Annotated in this window: 9 protein-coding genes; all 9 read right to left on the bottom strand. The window is 67.9% G+C overall.

The window, feature by feature from the left end:
- A partial coding sequence (locus tag EJC47_RS11330; RefSeq protein WP_126847726.1) for a hypothetical protein occupies nucleotides 1-4,460 on the bottom strand: 4,460 nt, incomplete at its 3' end.
- A 52-nt stretch (nucleotides 4,461-4,512) separates the two neighbouring features.
- Complete coding sequence (locus tag EJC47_RS11325) at nucleotides 4,513-4,848, bottom strand: hypothetical protein (protein WP_126847724.1); 336 nt, start codon at nucleotides 4,846-4,848, stop codon at nucleotides 4,513-4,515.
- A gap of 23 nt (nucleotides 4,849-4,871) precedes the next feature.
- Entirely contained in the window at nucleotides 4,872-7,868 is a 2,997-nt protein-coding gene (locus tag EJC47_RS11320; RefSeq protein ID WP_126847722.1) for a DEAD/DEAH box helicase, read from the bottom strand.
- Nucleotides 7,865-9,673 carry a hypothetical protein gene (locus EJC47_RS11315; protein WP_126847720.1) on the bottom strand — a complete coding sequence of 603 codons (1,809 nt, stop codon included), beginning with the start codon at nucleotides 9,671-9,673 and terminating at the stop codon, nucleotides 7,865-7,867. The genes EJC47_RS11320 and EJC47_RS11315 overlap by 4 nt, the downstream gene beginning before the upstream one ends.
- Nucleotides 9,670-10,866, bottom strand: a complete 1,197-nt coding sequence (locus tag EJC47_RS11310; RefSeq protein WP_126847718.1) for a DUF6361 family protein — start codon at nucleotides 10,864-10,866, stop codon at nucleotides 9,670-9,672. Before EJC47_RS11310 ends, EJC47_RS11315 begins: the two co-directional genes overlap by 4 nt.
- An 82-nt stretch (nucleotides 10,867-10,948) precedes the next feature.
- Entirely contained in the window at nucleotides 10,949-14,644 is a 3,696-nt protein-coding gene (locus EJC47_RS11305) for a DEAD/DEAH box helicase (RefSeq protein WP_126847716.1), read from the bottom strand.
- Nucleotides 14,637-16,058 (bottom strand): EH signature domain-containing protein, encoded by a 1,422-nt coding sequence (locus tag EJC47_RS11300; RefSeq protein WP_126847714.1) that lies wholly within the window; start codon nucleotides 16,056-16,058, stop codon nucleotides 14,637-14,639. Before EJC47_RS11300 ends, EJC47_RS11305 begins: the two co-directional genes overlap by 8 nt.
- Nucleotides 16,055-16,810 carry an OmpA/MotB family protein gene (locus EJC47_RS11295; protein WP_260591545.1) on the bottom strand — a complete coding sequence of 252 codons (756 nt, stop codon included), beginning with the start codon at nucleotides 16,808-16,810 and terminating at the stop codon, nucleotides 16,055-16,057. Before EJC47_RS11295 ends, EJC47_RS11300 begins: the two co-directional genes overlap by 4 nt.
- A 2-nt stretch (nucleotides 16,811-16,812) precedes the next feature.
- Nucleotides 16,813-18,774 (bottom strand): anti-phage ZorAB system protein ZorA, encoded by a 1,962-nt coding sequence (gene zorA, locus EJC47_RS11290; RefSeq protein ID WP_126847712.1) that lies wholly within the window; start codon nucleotides 18,772-18,774, stop codon nucleotides 16,813-16,815.
- Nucleotides 18,775-19,132: the final 358 nt, after the last annotated feature.

Genomic DNA, 19,132 nt, shown 5'->3' with positions numbered 1-19,132 from the left:
CCCTGGCCGGGTCGGTGATCCTCGGCCCAGGCCTCGTGTCGCACCTTATCCGCCTCACGCCAGAGGATGCCGTTCCATCGACAGTTCGGTCCCGAGTTCTTGGAGGGGTCGGGCCAAGCGCAACGCTCGCCCATTCCGATCCAAAGGGGTGCAACGTCGCGTTTAGCGAGGACCGGCTCGAGGGCATCCCTGCGTACCAGGCAGTGTGCATTCCGGTCACCGACGCTCGAGACGATGGTCGCTCGACCCTCGCCGTCGACCCACACCCCGAGCCTATGGGGATCAGCCGTGAGACCGAGCTCGCGCAGGAGCCAGGGATTCGGGACCTGGAGCGTCACGCCCTCGGGCAGTGTGCCGTCGAGGTGGTGCTCCCAGCGGTACTCGCGACAGAACCTGAGATAGGTTTGCTCGGCACCCCGGAAGCCGTCCGTGGTGACCCATTCCGTCTCCGGCCAAGTGGAACGCATGCCTGCCTCATAGAGGTATGGGCCATCTGTTAGATCGCCCCAATTGATCCAATCGTGATGGAAATCGGTCCATGAGTTGCGAGCCGTGGCCACGAAGTCTTGGACGTCCGCCGTTCCGGCTCCCACCATCAGGACGAAGTGGAAGTCGTTCAGCCGGGACGGAGCTCCACTGTGGTTCTCGGCGGGTATGTGATTCGTATTGCGGGAGGCGTAGCGGTAGAGGGTCAACCATTCCCCGTCTTCGCCTTCCATGTCGGGGCAGAGGCCGAGGGCGAGCCGTTCCGGCGCGATCCCGTCCTCGAACACCCATTCGTACATGGCCGCGGTGGCGACTTCGCGCAGAGCGAGACGAGGAACGACCGGGACTTCCCCGGTAGGTCTGAAGGCGTCATCGTTGGCGCGAGGCGGAACGGTCGGTTCGAGAGTGCGGGTGAACGGGAGGTCGAGCGGGGTCTCGTACCTCTTCACCGCTTCCGGACCCCATTCGGGCGCGAGCCAGTAGTTGTCGGCGAGCCGAGCGATCAGTTCATGGTAGGCGATCCACTGGTACTTCTTGCCGATGCGCTCGATCCGCGTGGCGCGCGATGTCTCGCTCCCCGCACCCGCATCCCGTGGGAACAGCCGCTTGGTCCAGCCCAGTCGGATCGCACGCCGCGCTATCCAGAGCCTGGCCTGCTCCTGGTCGATCAGCCCGAGCTCGCCATCCGCGACACCCAGCCATCCCTCCTCGCCCTCCAGGTGCGGACGCGCCTCGGTCTCGTAACGCTTGCGTCCACGGGTCCCGAGCTGGTGGACGAGTGTCGCTTCAGCCTCCGTGCGCGAGATGTCCCAAAGGCGTTCAGGGCTTTGTAGGCGGTCGCTATCTAGCATCAGCTCTGTCGTCATCTCTACGATGGACAGAAGGGTGACCCGGAACTCATCTCCGTCGATCAGCTCCTCTCGGAAACGCTGGTATGCCTCCGAGTGGCGGACTGGGCGTGGTTTGGTCAGGCGAACCGATGTGAAAGAGCGGGCTCGGCCCTTCACGACGTAGGTGCCGAAGTCGCCCCCCCATTCTACGGTCGAGCTGAAGATGCTGTGATCCCCGGCGGCGATGCACTCCGCTTTCACCTTCGCCTCGTTGAGACCGAAGCGTGGAGCGGTGCTGCCATAGGGAGGCCGGCAGCGATCGAGGTCGCAGTCGGCAGGAAGAGAACCGCGCTCGGCAGCCAGCTCGAGGACGAGGCGGGCGTGGTCGCGCGCGAGCACGTGGTCGGGGAGGTGTCCCTTCGCGATCACGTGGTGCCAGACGCTTGCGGCGGCGAGCGTGAGGCGCGCGGGAGTGGGATCGCGCAGGCATGACCCGGCCACGGCGGCAAGTATGCGCTCGATTACGTAGACGTCGTCGACGTCCGCGAACCTCTCGACGAATGCCCCGACGGCGGTTGGCCGCCGCAACAGGATCTCGGTCGCCGCCTTCGTCGCGCGGTCTCGGAGCGCGGCGTTCGTGGAGGTGAAGAGCCATCCGAGCGCTGTCAGGGCGAGCCGGATGGTTTCGTCGCTCGCCGTCGCGGGGCCTACCCCGAGTCCCCAGTCCGCCAGCCGGTGAGCGGCCCGAGGCTCGTCCGGCGCGCCGTTGATCCTGGTTGTCCAGAAGGCGTCGCGGTCCGGCATGCTCCGCTTCGCCAGGTTCCTGTGCAGGACGTCGGCGTTCCAAGGATGCCCCTCGACCGCGGATAGCTCTATCAAGAGGTCGAACGGGGTCGCAGGCCACTCCAGCGCGTTCAGGAGTTCCAGGGTGCGCGGCCGGAAGGATGCGTGTTGGCGCCAGCGTACGCTCTCGACGAAGGCCTCCTGGAGAATTGGATCGTCCCACCAGCGGAGCCAGTCGCCCGGCATGTGGTCCACCATCTCGGCGCCCCACGCGTCGGCGAACTCGACTGCGAGCGCGATGAGGACGCCTCGCCATTCGTATTCCACCCCCCATCGCCCCACCAGGAAGGCGAGCACGCCCGTCGGTTCGAAGAGGCCGCCTGGGCCCGGCTGATCTTGGATGAGGCTCTTCGCGATGAGCTGGTCCTGTATCCTCTGAAATGCGAAGCGGAGCACGTCGTCCTGCGCGTCGAGCGGATCGTCTGCCTCCAGTGGTTCGGTCTCCGGGGGATCGGCGCGCAGCAGACCGCGCAGAAGGAGGAGGTCGACCCACGCCACGTCGGAGGGTGCAGCGTGCGAGCGGAAGGCGTCTTCCACGATCGTCGCCGCGATGTCGCGCTCGATGTGGTCAGCGCGCAGTCGAGCCATCTCCGCGGCGATCGCGGTAACCGCGCGCACGAGTGGAGCTTCTAGGACGTCCGTTCCGTCGTGGTCCGTGCCGAGCGTCGCTGCGGCGGCGTTCAGATAGAAGCGCAGCATCTCGCGGGCTCCGCGCAACCCCAGCGGGAAGAGACGCTGCCCACGGCGCTCGAGCGCGACGCAGGTCGTTCGCAGGAACAGCGGGTTTATGAATTCCGGGGGAAGCCACGGCGATGCCGGACGTGCGATCCCGCGCCGGTCCATGTAGACGGCAGCGGCGTGCTCCTGCTCCTCCTCGGTCTGGAATCCCTCGACCTCGATCTGCGCAGCACCCTCGCGTGCGGCTCCCGTGAACACGCGATCGGAGTATACGTCGCGGCACGATACGCAGAGGGTGACGCGCGGAAAGCGCCGGACCTCAGTGGAGAAGGCGGCGAGCTTGTCACGCCAGTAGCGGGCGCCTGCGCCTTCGTTCAGCGCGTCGATGGCGATGAGCGCGCGGGTACCGCGCGCGGCGGCCGCTGCCTCGAGCGCGCCGAGAAGCGTGTGGGTCGACATGCCGCGGAGTTCGAGCGATCGGGCGATCTGCATTCCCGGCTCGTCCCCATGGATGAAGTCGGTCCCGAGCAGCATGATCGCAGGCTCCCCTGCGGCAAGTGCCACCTCGACCTCGCGGGCCATCAGATGCGACTTCCCTCCGCCTGCCTCGCCTTCGATGATAGCGTACCGCTTGTCTTCGGCACGCTGATACTCGGAGCCGAGACGCGACTGCAGGGCTGCCAGCGCATTCTGTACCAGTCCGACTTCCTCCCGAGCGCGCCTCGCCTGGTAGCTGCCCATCCCGGGTCGCCCGTCTTCACCCAGCTGTCCGGCGATCGCGAGCGACGCTGCCAGGCCCTGCTCGACGGCGTCGATCCATTCGGAAGTCGGGAACGGTTTGTCGGAGGAGGCTGACCGTGGACTGGCCAGCGCTTGGAGCCGGTCGATGGCCTTTGCGAGTGCCGAGTACGACCCGGCGGCCTCCGCGGCTTCGTCCGGCGGCGCGGGCATTGCGTTCGCTGCGTCGGTTGCGAGCTTGGTGAAGCCGGCTCGCCACTCCCGGCTGCCGCGCAGCGCCCTGAAGAGATCCGCTGCCTGGACATCGACATGATCCTCGGGATGGTACCGCTCGTCCAGCGCCACGACCGTGCGTTCGAAACGGGCGCGGAACCATGCTTTCGAGAGATCCTGCTCGGAGAACCAGTATTCCCGGAGACCCGCGGCGTTCGGCGCGGTGAGCAGACGTTCGATCTGGCTGCCGCTGAGAAACTCGAAGGTGAGGTCGCGCGGCGCGGCGGCCTCCCTCCATTGGCGGACGCGGCCGTTCCATTTCTCGCGGGCCGACGTGCCACGGCCACGCTTCACGTCCGTCAGGTCGCAAGGCATGGCCACTACGAGCCGTACGAGGCTCGGATGCGTAGCCAGTGCTGTCTCGACCGACCCATCGAGGGCGGCCCAGTCGATGTCGGCGGCTCGTTCGTGGAACTTTGCCTGGTAGCCGGTCTCGCTGCCGTCGGCGAACACCCAGTATGCCTCGATGCCGCCATCGCCGCCCGCTCCCTCGATCGGTCGGAACTCGGTGGCGCCGGTCGGTCTGTTTACTTCCGCGAGGTGTTGAACCAGCCGCTCGAACGAGCCGCGCCAGCCGTCGGGACCTCCCCTGAGGCCATGGAAATCAAGCATTGCGGCAGGTTAGTCCATTCGATGCTGATCAGCCAACCTCCAAGAATGAATTCTAGGCTACAGACAGCATGTTGCGCCGTGTCCACTCCGGCACCTGTTGGTTCTGCCGCAACCGCAGCGGCCGCCAGTCGAGCGCGGCATGGATCGAGGTTGGGCTGTCCGCATCAAGGATGGGCAGCGCCGCGGAAGCCTCGAGCATGAAGCGCACACGCAGCGCACGGTCGTCGAGGTAGGCGCGGCTCCACCAGTCGATGATCCTGCTTCTCGCACCCGCCAGCGCCGCGGCGGAAGGGAGGCCTGCCAACGCGGCGCCGAGCATGTCCCCTGAGGACACGGCCTCGTAGCTTGGTGAAAGGGCCCCGGCTTGGTGCCCGTAGGCGGCGATCACGTCCCCCGTAGGTGGCCATCCGACTAGGCGTCCACCGGCGGGACCCGCGACCGCGACGCTGGCCTGGTCACGGTGGCCGCGGGCGCCTCGGCGTCGACCCTCGATATGGCCGCCAGGCAAATCGCCAAGCTCCGGGCCTCGGCGGCGTCCGCGCCGATCCGCCGCAGCATAGTGACGAACGCATCCGGCTCAGGCTGCCCCAGCGCCAGCCGGTAGAGGAGGAGGTCCTTCAGCATCCGCTCCTTGCGGATGGACCGCAGGCTGAACTTCCAATCGAAGCTGATGCTCTCGGGTCGACCGTTCGCAGGCAGCCACCAGCGCTCCAGGCCGGTCCCGCCAGCGGGCTGCTCGCGGGCGATCCTCAGCATCCCCAGGAACGGGCTCGCACGTTCGGCCTCAGCCACGGCCTGGCGGCCGTGGGCGCTGGCGAGGGATTGGCGCACCGCGAGACTGCCGTAGCGCGCGATCCGACCCTCGCGCTGCTCGAAGTCGACGGGGTCCGAGGGAAGGTCCCAGTGGACCAGCCTGCGGCACCAGAGATGGAAGTCCAGTCCCTCCTGCCCGACCGAGGTGGTGCACAGGACATGCGGCCAGAACGGCGAGTTGAAGGCTTGGCGAAGGCCATCGCTGCGTAGCTTGCCTCCCTTCCCCTTTGAGGTCCGGCGCTGCTCACCTCCGGAAAAGGGTACAACCGCCTGCACGGGTATGCGCGCATCTGCCTTGCCACGGCGTAGGCGCACGAGGCCCGGCCGATCTATCAGGCTGGCGGACAGCCGGTCTATGATCTGTAGACCCTTGGCATCGCCGAGCTCGCCGAGGATCCCCATCTGTTCGTCGAGCACGGCCTCGAAGCCGCCCTTGAGCATCGCGTCGCACAGCGCGTCGGGATAGCGCTTCCGGTCCGAGGCCGACAAGATCATATCCGCGAAGGTGCGGTGTCCAAGGTAGCTGCGGAGCCTCCCCCAGGCGAACGCGAACACCGCTCTTGCCTCCTTGGCGGTATCCAGAGGCACGCCGTGTCGCCGCGCGCACCTCGCCACGATCGCGCCAGGCGAGGAGACGAGGAGGTCGGCGAGCGCCGAGAGCTCGCTTGGCGAGATGCTCGATGTGGCCTCGATGTCGTCCCAGGCAAGGCCGCCGCGCCCGGTGTTCGCGATCAGGACGGCGCTCTTGATGCGGTTGAAGCCTTGGCGCGAGAGGTGCCTCTCGAGAGCGCAGGCAACCAGCCAGGTGGCGCGCTTCCCCATCCCATTGAGGGCAATCCGTCTTTCCTCGAGGAAGTGTCGCAGGTCGTCCCGTGCCTTCGTCCGCACCGCCCGGATCGAGCCTCCGCCGGTCTTGATGGGCTCGATCGCGTGCGATAGCGTCGGCCACTGCATGAACAGGCCGAGCAGCGGTCCCGGTTCGCCGCCGCCTGGCCTCAGAAGCGGGATGGGGGGCTTGGTGCCGGGCTTGCGCATCCCGCCGGTGATCTGGAGCGAGAGCAGTGCGGAAATTGCCGTCGGTGCCGCCTTCCACCGGGAAAACAGCAGCGTTTTTCCCGGTTGGCGCTTTGCGGCGGACCAAGGTCCCTCCAGACGCCACCACGGTGCGGTAGGCGGCTGCCAGGGCAGGCTGAGCTGCTTGGGATCCCCGGCGATTTCCGCCAGCTTCCTCAGCTGTGGGTGCGCCAGCTGCCCCCGGCCCGATCCTGCCAGCGAGGGTTGCCCCGTCGCGTGGCGCAGTCTGGGCCATAGCGCGTAGCCGTGCAGGGTCTGGGTCGGGTAGGGGATGGAGCTCCACATCGCCGGCGTCCAGCCGGCCCATTTCGCGTCCACCGCGCAGGCGGCCTTCGCGAAGTGGCGGAACACTTTGAGGTCCTCGGGTTCCACCACGATCGGCGTCGCCGGGCGATCGAACAGGTCCTCCTCGTGAACGAGCGCGCGCTCGGTCCGCGAGACCACTGGTTGGAGGAGGGTCTCGATGCGCTGCTTGGCGACGCGAAGCGAACTCCTAACCCTTTCCGGATCCGGTTCGAGGAGGGCGTCGTGGTAGGCCCGCATTGCCTCCTCCACCTGCTGCCGCGCGCCCTGATCGTCGGTGAGGAAGCCGGCCAGGTCGATCAGCGCCCGGTAGTGCTCGACGGCGTGCAGTTCCTCGCCGTCCAGCCGCCGCAGCCTGTAGGGCGTCGCAGACAGGAGGAGGAGGGCTGGTGCTTCGGGGCCAGCGGTGAGCTCATCAACGAGAAGCCTGTGCACGGCGGCCCGCTCGCGCTCGATGTCCTTGCCGCCGACCATGGGTCGGGGAAGGATGAGGTCGGCGTAGCGGTGGAACTCGTCCAGGATAACCAGGTCCGGCCTGAACGTCTTTGAACGGAGCGTGGCGAGCGCCAGCGCCGACCGCGCCCGCGCGATGAACTCCGCGAGCCCGGTGTCGCCGCGCTTCAGCCATCCGGTGACCTTTGGCTCGAGCGCTTCTCCCTCTCCGCACGCGAAGACGTCGCGGAGCGCGCGGTCGATCCCGACATGGGTGAAGCCGTCGAGGGGGGCGGTGTCGTCGAGGAGGGGTCTTGCGCGCCCGGCGTCGAGGGCGAGCACCGCCTTCTCGATATCGGGATACCGCTCAATGACGGACCGGATGAGACAGCGCTCGGCCTTGCGGCCGGTCCGTGGCCCGGGCTTCCAGCCTGGCAGGCTCGTCTCGGGCGTGAAGGCGAAGATGCGGTAGCCGTTGCCCTCGCTCGGAGGCGAACCCGGGACGAGCGCCAGCCGGTCTCCGCCTGGAAGGTAGGCCTTTTCCTCGATGCCCGTCAGTGACACGAACTTCGGCCGGTTCTGCCCGGCGATCTCGAGACTCGGGCAGAGATACATCACATTGAACCGCTTCGACCTGCCCTTGAGCTTCTCCGCCACGGCGCGTGCGATCACCGTCTTGCCGAGCCCCACCTCGTCGGCGACGAGGAAGCGCCGCGGTCCGCCACCGGAGAGGCGTCGCGCGGCGGCGTGGACTGTGGCGCGCTGGAAGGGGGCGAGGTCGGTCATGCTGGTTCCTGTCCGATCGCGAGCGTCACGGCCGCGATGAACGGACGCACCTCGCCCAGTTCACGCAGCGCCGCCGAGCGTTCGTCCGCCTCCTGGAGGGCTCCGAACGTCTCCTCGAAGGTGTCGAGCATGGCGGTCACGCCCTTGAGCCGTGCCTCGAACCTGAGCGGGTCGCGCGCCCAGCTTGCAAGCATGTTCTCCAGCGCGAAATGCTCGAACTGCGAGATGGGGAGGGAGGTGCCATTTCCACGATTGGCGGCGTCGTCCGTCCAACGCTCGCCTCCGGTGGCGTCGTAGCCGTCCAGGAGGGACCGGAGCCACGCCCTGAACCGGGAGACGCCCACGTATCGCGCGAGCAGGGCGCGGTCGCGACGCTCCTCGTCGAGACCTGGTAGCTCCACCCGCTGCACCCAGCTGCGCTGCACCGCCGGGTCGCTTACGCTGGAGGCCATCAGGATCACGAGCGAGCTCTGTTCCTCGAGCGGAGGCGGACGCTCCAGCAGCACGACCTCGGACGCTTTGGGTGGCCAAGGCACCTGCCGTTCGCTCGCGCCGAACGACGCTGCTGACACGGTGGCGGTGGCGAGCAGATCGTCGATCCCTCCGTCGATCGAGAGACGCAGGCCGGCACTGTCTAGCTGGAGCGCCATCGGTCGCTCGAGCAGCGCGTAGATGGCGTGGTCGAGCTCCCGCTCGATCCGCAGGCGCATCTCGCGCTCCTCGTCCGGCTGCTCCGCCGAGAGTTGAACGCCCTGGTCGATGAAGCCTGCGAGCGGCCCGGATACCGCTGGGTCGGTGATGTCCAGGAGCACGACCGCTTCCGCGTTGGGGCCTCGAAGGCCGCGTCTCGTGAGGTTCGCGCTGCCCAGCATCATCTCCGCCTTTTGTCCGCGGGTCGTCATGAGCACCTTGGCATGCACCCCGATGGTGGGCCGGTCCGAGAAGTCGCCGGCCGCCTCCTCCTGCTGGTCCTCGACCCGGACCTCCGCTTCAGGATCGGGAGCGGCGGCCGTGCGGTATTCGACCCGCCCCAACGGGCCGCAGCTAGACATCGACTCCCGTGTGGTCATCAGGGTCATGGGCCCGCTGATCAAACCGAGGATGGCACCGATGCCCGTCCTGTCGATAAAGGGGCTCAGCGCGCGGATGCGCTCGGGGCGACGGCCGTCCCACTCGTCCAGAAACGGCTTTTCCTCTCCCGGCCTGCGCCATAGCAGCCGGCGCACCGTCACGCCGGCTGGAGCGGACCACTTCGCCGCCCGCAGTTCGGCGAGCTCGCCCTCCTGCAGGCTGCCTGCAAGCAATTCGGCGGCCAGGTCGTGGACGTCGGCGATTGTCTTCGTACCGCGGCCGTTGCCAGATACGAGGAGCAGGCCCGCTTCGAGATCAGTCGAGCCGGTGAGGTTCCGGCTCCCGATCCAGAACCGCCACTCGTGGCCGCCATCGCCCGCGTATCGCGCGAGCATTATCTTGGGATGCCAGCTGGCCGTCCGTTCGTCGGTCGCAACGGCATGGAGCATGGTATCCAGGAGAGGCAGGATCGAGCGGTGCGCGCGGGGTGCGGATATGCGACCGAGCTGGTGCATGACGACGAGCTTGCCACGAACCTGCTCGAAGGCCTTGACCAACCCGAGCGGCGAGCTTGCGAAGTCGGCTTCGTCGTCTCCGCCGAGCGCCAGCACCAGGCCCAGCAACGCGACCATGTCCAGCGAGTAGGTGGCGATAACCGCGCGGGTCAGCATCTGTCCCTTGCGCGGACGCATCGCGGCGAACACGGACGCCCCGTCGCTGGACTCGAAGCTCATGCGACCTCCAGGACGCTGGAAATCAGATGGGCTACCGTGGGCCACCTGTAGTCCAGGGGCTCGGCGATCCCCTTGCTCCAGTCCACCCGCCGCCTCTCGTTGGAGAGGTATGCGCGACCTCCCTTCAGTTCGTGCTCCCGCCGGACGATCGTGTCCTCGAGCGCCGCGAGCTGGTCGCCATCGGCGGTCCAGGCCTTGATCCGATCGATGAACGTGGCAAGCCTGTGGTCCATCCCCGTCTCAATCCTCAGCGCCTCGACGTCGAGTTCGAGCGTGGCTTGCCGATGCTCCGCGACGAGGTCCGGCAGCGCGTCGCGGTGTCGGGCGTCGTCGCGTCCGAGGTCCTCGTTGCGGCGGGCCTCGATCAGCGCCGCGTGTGCGGCGCGCGCTATGCACGCCATCGAGGCGGCGCGTCGGGCGACGTCGAGGGAGATGCGTTCATGCTCGCTGGCGACGCGCCGGACCTCCCGGGACCAAAGTCGTCCGGTATGGATGCCCGCATCAGCCAGCTTGCTCATGAGCGGCTGCGATCCGCCATGGCCGGTCGTTCGCCAGCGGGCCTGCAGGAACCTAGCCTCGGCTGGCCTCAGGTCGAAGTCAAGTGGTCCGGTCCTGCGGGTCCAGTCGGCGGGGCGTTTCGGGATTCCCTCGAAGATGTCGATCGCCGCCACCTTCCCGCCATCCGTCTCCGCCCGCGTGACGAGCCGCGGCCAAGCGTTTCGCAGTTCCGCCTCCGATGGCGGCTCGCCGGTGATCGGCGACCGGACGAGCCCCCAGGAGCGGAGTGCGGTCCAGTAGATGGTGCTCGCGCGCACGGCGGGGAGAGTCCCGGCCTCGTACTTCATCCACCCGGAGATCCCGGAGTTCTGCAAATGGGGAGCCGTGTCGATGAGACGGCGCGAGTAGCGCCGCTCGATCTCGCGCAGATCTTTCTCGCTGAAGCGAGCTCCCGGATCGGCCTCGAGAAGCTCCTGGTAGGCCCACGCGACGAAGAGGACGTAGCGCAGCTGGGCGTGCTGGACGGAAGTGCCTGGGAAGAAGCGGTCAGCGAACGCGAAGTGGATCGGTGCGAAGCCGAGTTCGTCGCGCGTGCCGTCCGAAGCGAGCTTCGCCAGGTGCCGCGACGCCGCCGCGCGGTCTGCCTCGGAAAGCGTGAACCAGCCGATCGCTGGATGCGTGACGTCTTCCTTCATTGTCCCGCCCTATCTTTACCGGCTTGGCCACCGGCCCGGGTTCCCATGAGGACGAGGCGCACCGTCGTTGATGTCCAGTCTATCACGGCAGGGCCCGCGTCGGCGGGACGTAGGTGACGGTGCACTGGCGGGACGCGTCGAACAGTGCCTCCACGCCGCGGCCGATGGAGATCGAATGTCGATCCACCGCGCCGCCTGCTCCGCGGACGTCGATATCGACGAAACGGTCGTGGAAGTCGTCCGACGCCCCCCTGCGACGCCTGCGAACGAGGTTCAGGCGCGGTCCGCCCTCTCCTGGGAACTCCCGCGCCATCAGCGAACCTACGTCACGGCGGCTGCCGGACTCGTCGAGGTCGCCATCGATCTCGGGCGCGTATTCGAGCGAGGCGCTCTCGACCGCCCGTGCGCCGTCGGCAAGGGCCTTGATGAAGCGCACCTGCGCGGATCGCGCCCTGCTCGTGCCCAGGCAGTATGGGTCGCGGATGATGACGCTGGCGACGGACTTCCCGCTGAAGATCGCGATCAGCTCATCGAGCGGCCGCCGGTCTCCGGCCTCGAGCCGCCACATCCGCATCTGGGGCTCGCGAAGCGGTGCCGCGATCGAGAGGACGGGTCGCGGCGCAGGCGCGACCGGTTCGGCGCTGGTCGGCGTCGTCGGGACCACTTCGGGCACGACCGGGTCCGGCCGGATCGCCTCTGTCTCGGGGGACGGAGGCGGGGGCAGGGACGGATCCTGCGCCGGCAGGCCATCCTCCGGGAGGTCCTCCGCCAGCGAAACCTCGCGAAACAGTTCGTTCACGTCCGCGTCGGAGGCCTCCGGCGGCAGGAACAGCTCGCTTGTCAGCGCGCGCTTGCGGTCGATCAGTGCGTCGAGCCGCAGGTCGAAGCTGGAAGGTCCGATGTTGGGATCGGGATGGACGGCGAGGGGGAGGTGCACGTGCACCTCACGCTCCTGACCGATGCGGAACACCCGGTCGGTCGCCTGATCCTCCACGGCGGGGTTCCACCAGCGGGACAGATGGATGACGTGGTTTGCCGCGGTGATCGTAAGCCCGACGCCGCCCGCCCGGGGGGAGAGGATGAGGACGTCGAACCCCTCTCCTCGCGACTGGAACTCGTCGACGATCTGCTGGCGACGCGGCCCGGGGACCTGCCCGTTGATCCGCGAGGGCAGCCGCTTCAGCTTGAACCGCGATTGGATGAGGACCGCCAGCCGTTCCTGCATGGCGAGGTCCTCGACGAAGACCAGCGCCTTCTCGCCCTTGCGCGCTACTCCGTCGAGGACATTGAGCGAGTGGATCAGGCGCGCCGAGTGGGCGGCGTAGCCGTCGAGGTCGTCAGACGCACTCCGCGGATCCAGTGGATGGAGCGAGATGCCCCGCATCTCGGACAGCGCCGTCAGCATCCCGCTCTTGCCCAGGTTGTCGGCGGCCGCCGCCGCCGCCGCGCGGACTACGACGTCCCGGTACGCGTCGGCCTGGAGCTGAGGCATCTCGACGCGGAACGGATGCACGTGCTTGCGCGGCAGTCCGGCCAGGATGTCGGACTTCATCCGGCGCAGTAGCAGAGGAGGAAGACCGTTCTGGGGCTCGCACAGCCGATCCTTCAGCGCCGTCAGCGCCTCCCGGTCACCGCCTGCGTGGCGCCGTTCGAACTCGCGGCTGGAACCCAGTACGCCGGGCGCGACGGCGTTCATGATCGACCACAGGTCTTGGAGCCGGTTCTCGACCGGGGTGCCGGTCATCCCGATCGTGAAGTCGGCATTCAGGGATAGGGAGGCGCGGGACACCTGACTGGCGGGGTTCTTGAGGCGCTGCACCTCGTCGAAGACGATGGCGCCCCACCGCGTCCTGGCGAAACTGAAATGGTAGTCCCGCATCGTCTCGTAGGTGGTGAGCACGACACCGGCGTCCCGCCACGCCTCCGCGCTCAGCGCGGCGCGACCGGTCTCGATGTCGCGGCCGGAGAACGCGTCCTCCTCGCGCAGCTCGCGGAGCGATCCACCGAAAGCAGGGACGAGGGGCCCAAGCGCAGGCTCCCGCAGATGCAGCCCGATCTCCTTTCGCCAGGTTCCGAGCAGTCCCGCCGGCGCCACGATCAGGCACGGCGCCGGTTCGATCCTGCCAGCTGCGGCCTCGGCGCGCCGCCAGGCCATGAACGCGATGGCCTGAAGCGTCTTGCCGAGACCCATGTCATCCGCCAGCAGCACCCCCGGCAGGCCGGCGCGTGCCGCCGAGACGAGCCAGTCCAGCCCGATCTGCTGATGGGGCTTCAGCTGCGACCGGAGCGTCGCGGGTGCCTCCGTCCGGCTGGGGGGCGGGGGCGGTGCGTCGTTCCAGGGTGCCGTGTAATCTACGTCCTCGAAATTGTCCCGGACGACCAGGAATAGCTTTCCGGGGTAGGTCGGCGGGGGGATGCCGCCTTCTTCTGACGCAGGGCCATCAATCTGGGGGATGGCGCCAGCGAACGGCCGTAGCGCTTCGAGCGCCGTGTCCGTCCGCTCGCCGAGCGGGAGCATGGTCGCCTCCGCTGAACTGCCGCCGTCAACCGGCCGGGCCAGGTCGTCGATCCTCACTGCCTGGAGGCCGGCCGCCTTGCCCTCCTCGACGCGCCCGACGAGAGCTTCTACGTCCTTCGCCTCGATGGTGTGGTATGTGTCGCCGATCCTTAGGCCGAAGCGCTCGGGCAGCCAGCCGCCGCCGCCTGCGGGAGTCAGCCACGGCAGCACCGGGGCTCGCCAGACATCGACGCCCGAGACGCGGGCTGAGAACTGATCGGTCTCGACGAACAGGCGCTCGAGTCCGATCTCCTCCGCCAGATCCTCCCCGAGGCGCTCCCGGAACACTGCGCGCGGATTGAGCACGAAGCGACGACGCTCCTCCTCGGGAGCGTCCTGCAGCCGCCGCACGACATCCAGCGCGGGACGCAGCGACGGATCGATGAAGACGTATTCGCCGGCGCGCAATACGTAGACGGGTCGCGCGTGTGCCTCGCGGCGGAAGCGGTCCGTGGCGAACAGCCTCTGGGCCGCGGGAGACAGCACGCCGTCCGCCGCCTCGTCCAGACCGCCCTCAGGCGCGTCCTCGATCGCCCCTGGGCTGAAGAGCACTGGATCGAACTCCGTTCGGTCGGGTGTGAGTGTGCCGATCTTGAGCGACAGACCGGCCGCGTAGTGGATGCGCAGGTCCTTCAGGTAGCTGTCGCTCTCCACCGCGCCTGCCGCGTCCTCCGGCCAGAGTTGCTGCAGATGCGCCAATGCCTTGAAGCGCTCTGTCCGTTCCAAGGGAGCGCAGAGGGCGAGCGCTGCAACATGGAGCGACCAGAGTGGTTCGGGAACGCGTCGGACACCCACCTCGCTGCTGATTAGCGCCCCGTCCACTCTCGCCTTCGCCGGGAACCCGCCGGGCTGGACCCAGCGCGTCGTGATCCTGAAGCCATCCTCGTCGATGCGGCCGTGCGGGCGGATGTCAAGCGCGAGACGGGTGGGAGCCGGGAGCCCGAGCGCCGACGCGGTTTGGGAGTCGATCCGGGCGACGAGCGGTGCCTCCAGCGTCAGCGAGCTCTCGTCGAAGCGAGCCCCTTCCGCGCCGTCGTCCCCGCCGACGTCCTCGGCGGCCGCGGCGAGTGCCGCCATCGCCGGCACGCTCGCTGGGAGCGCGGCCGTCCAGCGATCCACGGGCAAGGGGCGGCCGGCCTCGTGCAGCTCTATGACCATGCGCTGACCGTCCGCCCGACTGACGAAGCTGGTCGGCGGCGTCTTCGCCTTGCGCTTAAACACCTCTCGGTCTCCAAGCTGGCTTCTCGTTCATAAAGCGGCGCCCCTCGATGATGTAGGCGAGACTCTTCTGCCAGTTGTAGTGCGAGGGCGCGCTGTGGCTGTCGCGCAGCGGCGCGGAGTCCAGACTCCCGGCCGCGTAGCTCGGCCTGAAGAGCTCGGGGCCGCCTTCGCCCTTGCGCCAGACGTTGTATTTGCCCGAGTGGCTCCAGTCGACGATCAGCAGGTCACCGATCCTCACGATCAGCGCGGCGTGCTGGCTGGACTTCTCGTTTTGGATCCCGAAAACGGATAGGCTCTTGTCCTTGGACTCGCGCGCTGCGGCCCGCGCCAGCTTCGCGCCGTCGGACCCGAAGGCGACCCAGGCCTGCTCGATCGCGGGTCCCTGATCGGCCAGCAGGTAGGACGTCCAGAAGGCGCGGCGGTACGACCACATCCTGCGGGCGTCGGGTTCCCGCAGAGAGCGGTCGACGATCTCAAGGAACTGCATGACCGAGGCGCGCGTCAGCCAGCGCAGGAGGACCGAGTATGCGTCCGGCGCCGTCTTCTCGACCGCTGGCCAGCGGCCCCCTCCGGCCGTGCGCGGGTCGCCGCCGCCGAGCAGCTCCAGTTCGTCGATCAGGAACGCCTTGTGCGCGGCGTCGGGATCGCTCTTCCGCCAAGGAAGGAGGCACGCGCTGACCAGTTCCGGCCACGCACGGGGGAACGAGGTCGTGCCGGGCTGCTGCTGGGCCCAGCGCAGCAGCATCGTCTGCGCGACCTTCGCCGCTTCGCCCTGCAGGCGGCAAGTGAGGCGGCACGCCTCCACGAAGGCTGCCTCGGACATGCCGCCCCTGGGGCGTGCACCGAGATCAAGCCCCGCGGCCTGCAATACGGGCCTCGGACCCCGCGCGGAAGCGAGCACCGCATGTGCGATCCGCGCCGGAGCGAGGTCGGGGTCGAGCAGGTCGAACGCGAGGAGCCGGTCCCGCCAGGGGTCTCCTGGTCGCCATGCCCATCCATCGGAGCACGACCTCAAAGTCGTCGCCAGCGCCTTCACGGTCGCGTCGCCTGTCTTGAAACCGTCGAGATAGGCGTCGAGAAGCGCGAAGAAGGCTGGCCGCCGCCCTGTCCTGCGGACGCGATCGACGATCGCTCGTCCGATAAAGTCGTCCTCGCCCGGAGGGTAGGGGGCGTGTAGGAAGGTGCGACAGCTGTCGCGTAGGTCGCGCCTTGTCACGGCCTCGACGTCGCCCGCGTTGACGAGCGCGGCGACGCGTGCCTGCAGGACCGCCGTCATCTCCGGATTTCGCACGGTGGTGGCAGCGCCCTCTATCTTCGCCGCCTCCCGACGGATGGCGGCCGGCTCCGGCGCCTTCACGGACACGCGACGGATAAGTGCCGTCGGATCGGCCAGGAGGGTGGCGAGAGATGTCACTTCATCGCCAACCTGTTGCCGATGGCGCGGGTGGTCTCACCGGCGTCGGGCGTGACCATGAGGATCCTCAGGTCGATCCGGCGGTCGCGTTGGCGCTGCTCCTCCAGCGATCCGCCGCCGCCGTGGACGGGGCGCTGAGGGCCGTATCCGCTCACGCTCAGCACGGGTTCGCAGCCCTGGGGCTTGCGCGCGCAGCGCGACGCGAGGTCAGGTGAATTCCGTGCGAGGGCGCGATAGGTGTTGGTCGCGCGGACGACCGACAGGTCCCAGTTGTCCGCGAACTGGGTCCGCCCGTTCAATGGTACGTCGTCAGTGTGTCCTTCGACATAGAGCGACTCGATGCGGTGCGGGGTCTGCGGGCAGCGTGCCGGGCGACCCTGCGTGGAGGGTAGCTCGGTGTAGCAGGGCAGGACGTCCGACAGCGCCTCCGCGAGGTGGCCGATCGCGACCTCGCCGGCCGGCTTCAGTTCGGCGCGTCCGCTGTCGAACAGGATCGCATCGGGGAGCCTAAGGACGCCGTTCTGCGTGTCGATGGTTACCTGCACGCCCTTCTCCTTCAAGGTGCGCTCGAGCTTCCGCAGGATCTCGGTTCGCGTCCGATCGGCGCCGGATAGCTGCTCGGTCACGTCGCGGAACTGGAGGGCGAAGTACATCAGCAGGACGATGAAGATGAAGACCAGCCCGACCATCATGTCCGTCATGGAGATGAAGTAGTTCTCTTCCTCGACGGTGTGCTCGATTGCCTCGTCCAAGATCACTCAGCGGGCTCCAGTCGAGGACCGCGGCCCTGCTCCACAAACTCGTCAAGCGCCTCGGCATACTCCTCGATCTGGCTGACCGTAGTTGCTAGCTTGCCGACTGCTGCAGCCATTTCCCGATCGGTGTCCTGCGCGAAGCGGCGGAACTCCGTCAGGGACTCCCCGAGTGTGGCGGCGAGCCGGTCTGCGGTCTCGGCCATCGCTCGATCGACGCCCTCGAAGCGGGCCCTGTAGTCGCGCCACGCGCCCTCCGCCGCGGCGTGCGTTTGCGTCACCCCGTTAGCGAGTTCACGCATTTCGCGCAGTGCCTGCGCCTCCGCAGCGCCACTCGCCTCGACGGCGCTCGCGACCCGGTTGGCCGCGTCGCCGACGGCGCGCGATGCCTGGAGCACCGGGGCTGCGGCGCCCGAGAGTCCCTCGGTCGCCTGCCGAAGCGAGGATGAAACCCGCTCGGCGTTCGTAACGAGGTCACCCATCGCGCCGGCAGTTTTCGAGGCGTTGTCCGAGCTCCGCGCGAAGTTGGTGCCCGCACGTTCGATGCCGTCGGCAGCGCCGGCGATCGCGCGCGCCAGACCGGACGAAGTCTCTCGGAGCGCCTCGCCCGATTCTTCCATGGCCACGCGGAAAGTTTCCTGGTTCCGGGCGACTCCGCTGGCGAGTGCGTTCCCCAGGTCTCGCTGCATCTCCTCGGCCGCCTGCCGTCCCGCTGCCTGCAGAGCCTCGACCGCCTTCTCCATCATCTCGGTCGTTCGAACTTGCGCACCCTCCAGTCCCTCGCGGATGCGCGCCATGGCCTCGTCCTGCGCGCGCGAGGCTTCCTCTCCTTGCGTCGTCAGGCGCTGTCCAAGGCCGTCGACGTTGCCGACGAGCTTGTCGAACGCGTCGCGGATGTCGCGGGCGGCGGAGGAGAACTCGGATCCGGCGGCCTTGATCTGCTCGGCCGCGTCGCTGCCGGATGAGCCGACCTTGGTACCGATATCGTCCAGCCGTTCACGGAGCGAGGCCAGCGTGTCGCTGAGTCCGCGCAGCTGCTCGCCGCTGACCTTCTCGATCGCCTCCCGCGCGCCCGCTCCTATCCCCTGCGTGACGGACGTCATGTTGGAGTTTAGGTCCCCGAGCGACTGTGTGACCGGTGCCATCGCAGCACGGAACTGCTCGCCGATGCGATCGGTCAGCTGTAGCGCAACGTCAGTGTTGAAGAACTTCAGCTGATCGCGCTGTTCCCGCAGCACCGCGAGCTGCTCGACCGCGAGCCGCTGTGGCGGGATGTACAGGAGGCCGCGTTCAAGCAGATCGCAGATGCGCTCCACCGGCGCGGTCGCGCGACGGCTCAGGCTGTGCTCCGCGGTCCGCAGCCATATCGAGGCGACCAGTCCGGCCACGGATGAGAAGAACTTGGCGCCGGCGACCGTCAGGAGGCCCGTCAGCGCGAGCTGGGCGTCCGCCACGCCGCCGCCGGACATGCCGCGTGCGGCTGTGTTGAGTGCGACGATGAGGCCGAGGAAGGTAAGGACCAGCCCGACGCCCACGAAGATGTTGGACGCGAAGGTGAGGGTCGTCTGACGGGGTATGACGCGGATGAAGAACGTGGTGGGGCGGCTCGTGTTTCGGATCGGCGACTGGTCTTCGTCGACGATGGACTCCTGGAATTCGCGCCATGCTTGGACCAAGGATTCTGCGCCTGGGGCTTCGGCGCACATGGTCTGCGAGACCTCGATGAAGGAGCGCGAGAACGCCTCTCGCTCGGCTGCCGGTTCCTGATCGGGTCCGAGCGCGGCGGCCAAGCCGCTTGCCCGCCGCCGCGCGGCCGCGATGAATGGACGCGTCACACGCTCGGCTCGCCAATGCAGGAGTCCCGCAATCGCCAGCATAATTGGGAGGACCACGAAAGGGACCACCCAGCGGTAGAAGTAGACCAGTCCTAGAAGATACAAAACTTGGTCGAGCAGCTTGTCCAATACGTCCCCCTGGTGGTCCTTCGCCTGCGAGTCGTCCCCACGACCGCTGGAGCTTGCCTGCTAAGCCTTGAAGTTTAATCCGTTAGTTAAAGACGAGGCAGATTGCGAGGCCTAGGTGCGCCATTCGCGGGTGTGTGGCAATGACGGCTTCGTCCTACACCTCGGACTTCACAATGATCGCGCTGTCCAACAGAAAGGCGAGCACTTGTCACATGAATCGATATCCGCTTTCCAGCGGCGGCAATCTCGCCGTGAAGGGCGGGTTTGGGTCCTCGCGACGGCGAGGCCATCGGCGGGTGTCGACCAGACCCGGTCGTTCAACTCCGCTTCGTCAACGTCCGATCCTGCCGGAAGCTGC

Source organism: Sphingomonas sp. TF3 (assembly GCF_003985085.1).
In the GTDB taxonomy this organism is placed as follows: Bacteria; Pseudomonadota; Alphaproteobacteria; order Sphingomonadales; family Sphingomonadaceae; genus Sphingomonas.
The sequence above is the reverse complement of the archived record's forward strand: the minus strand, read 5'-3'. Positions and strand labels throughout refer to the sequence as shown.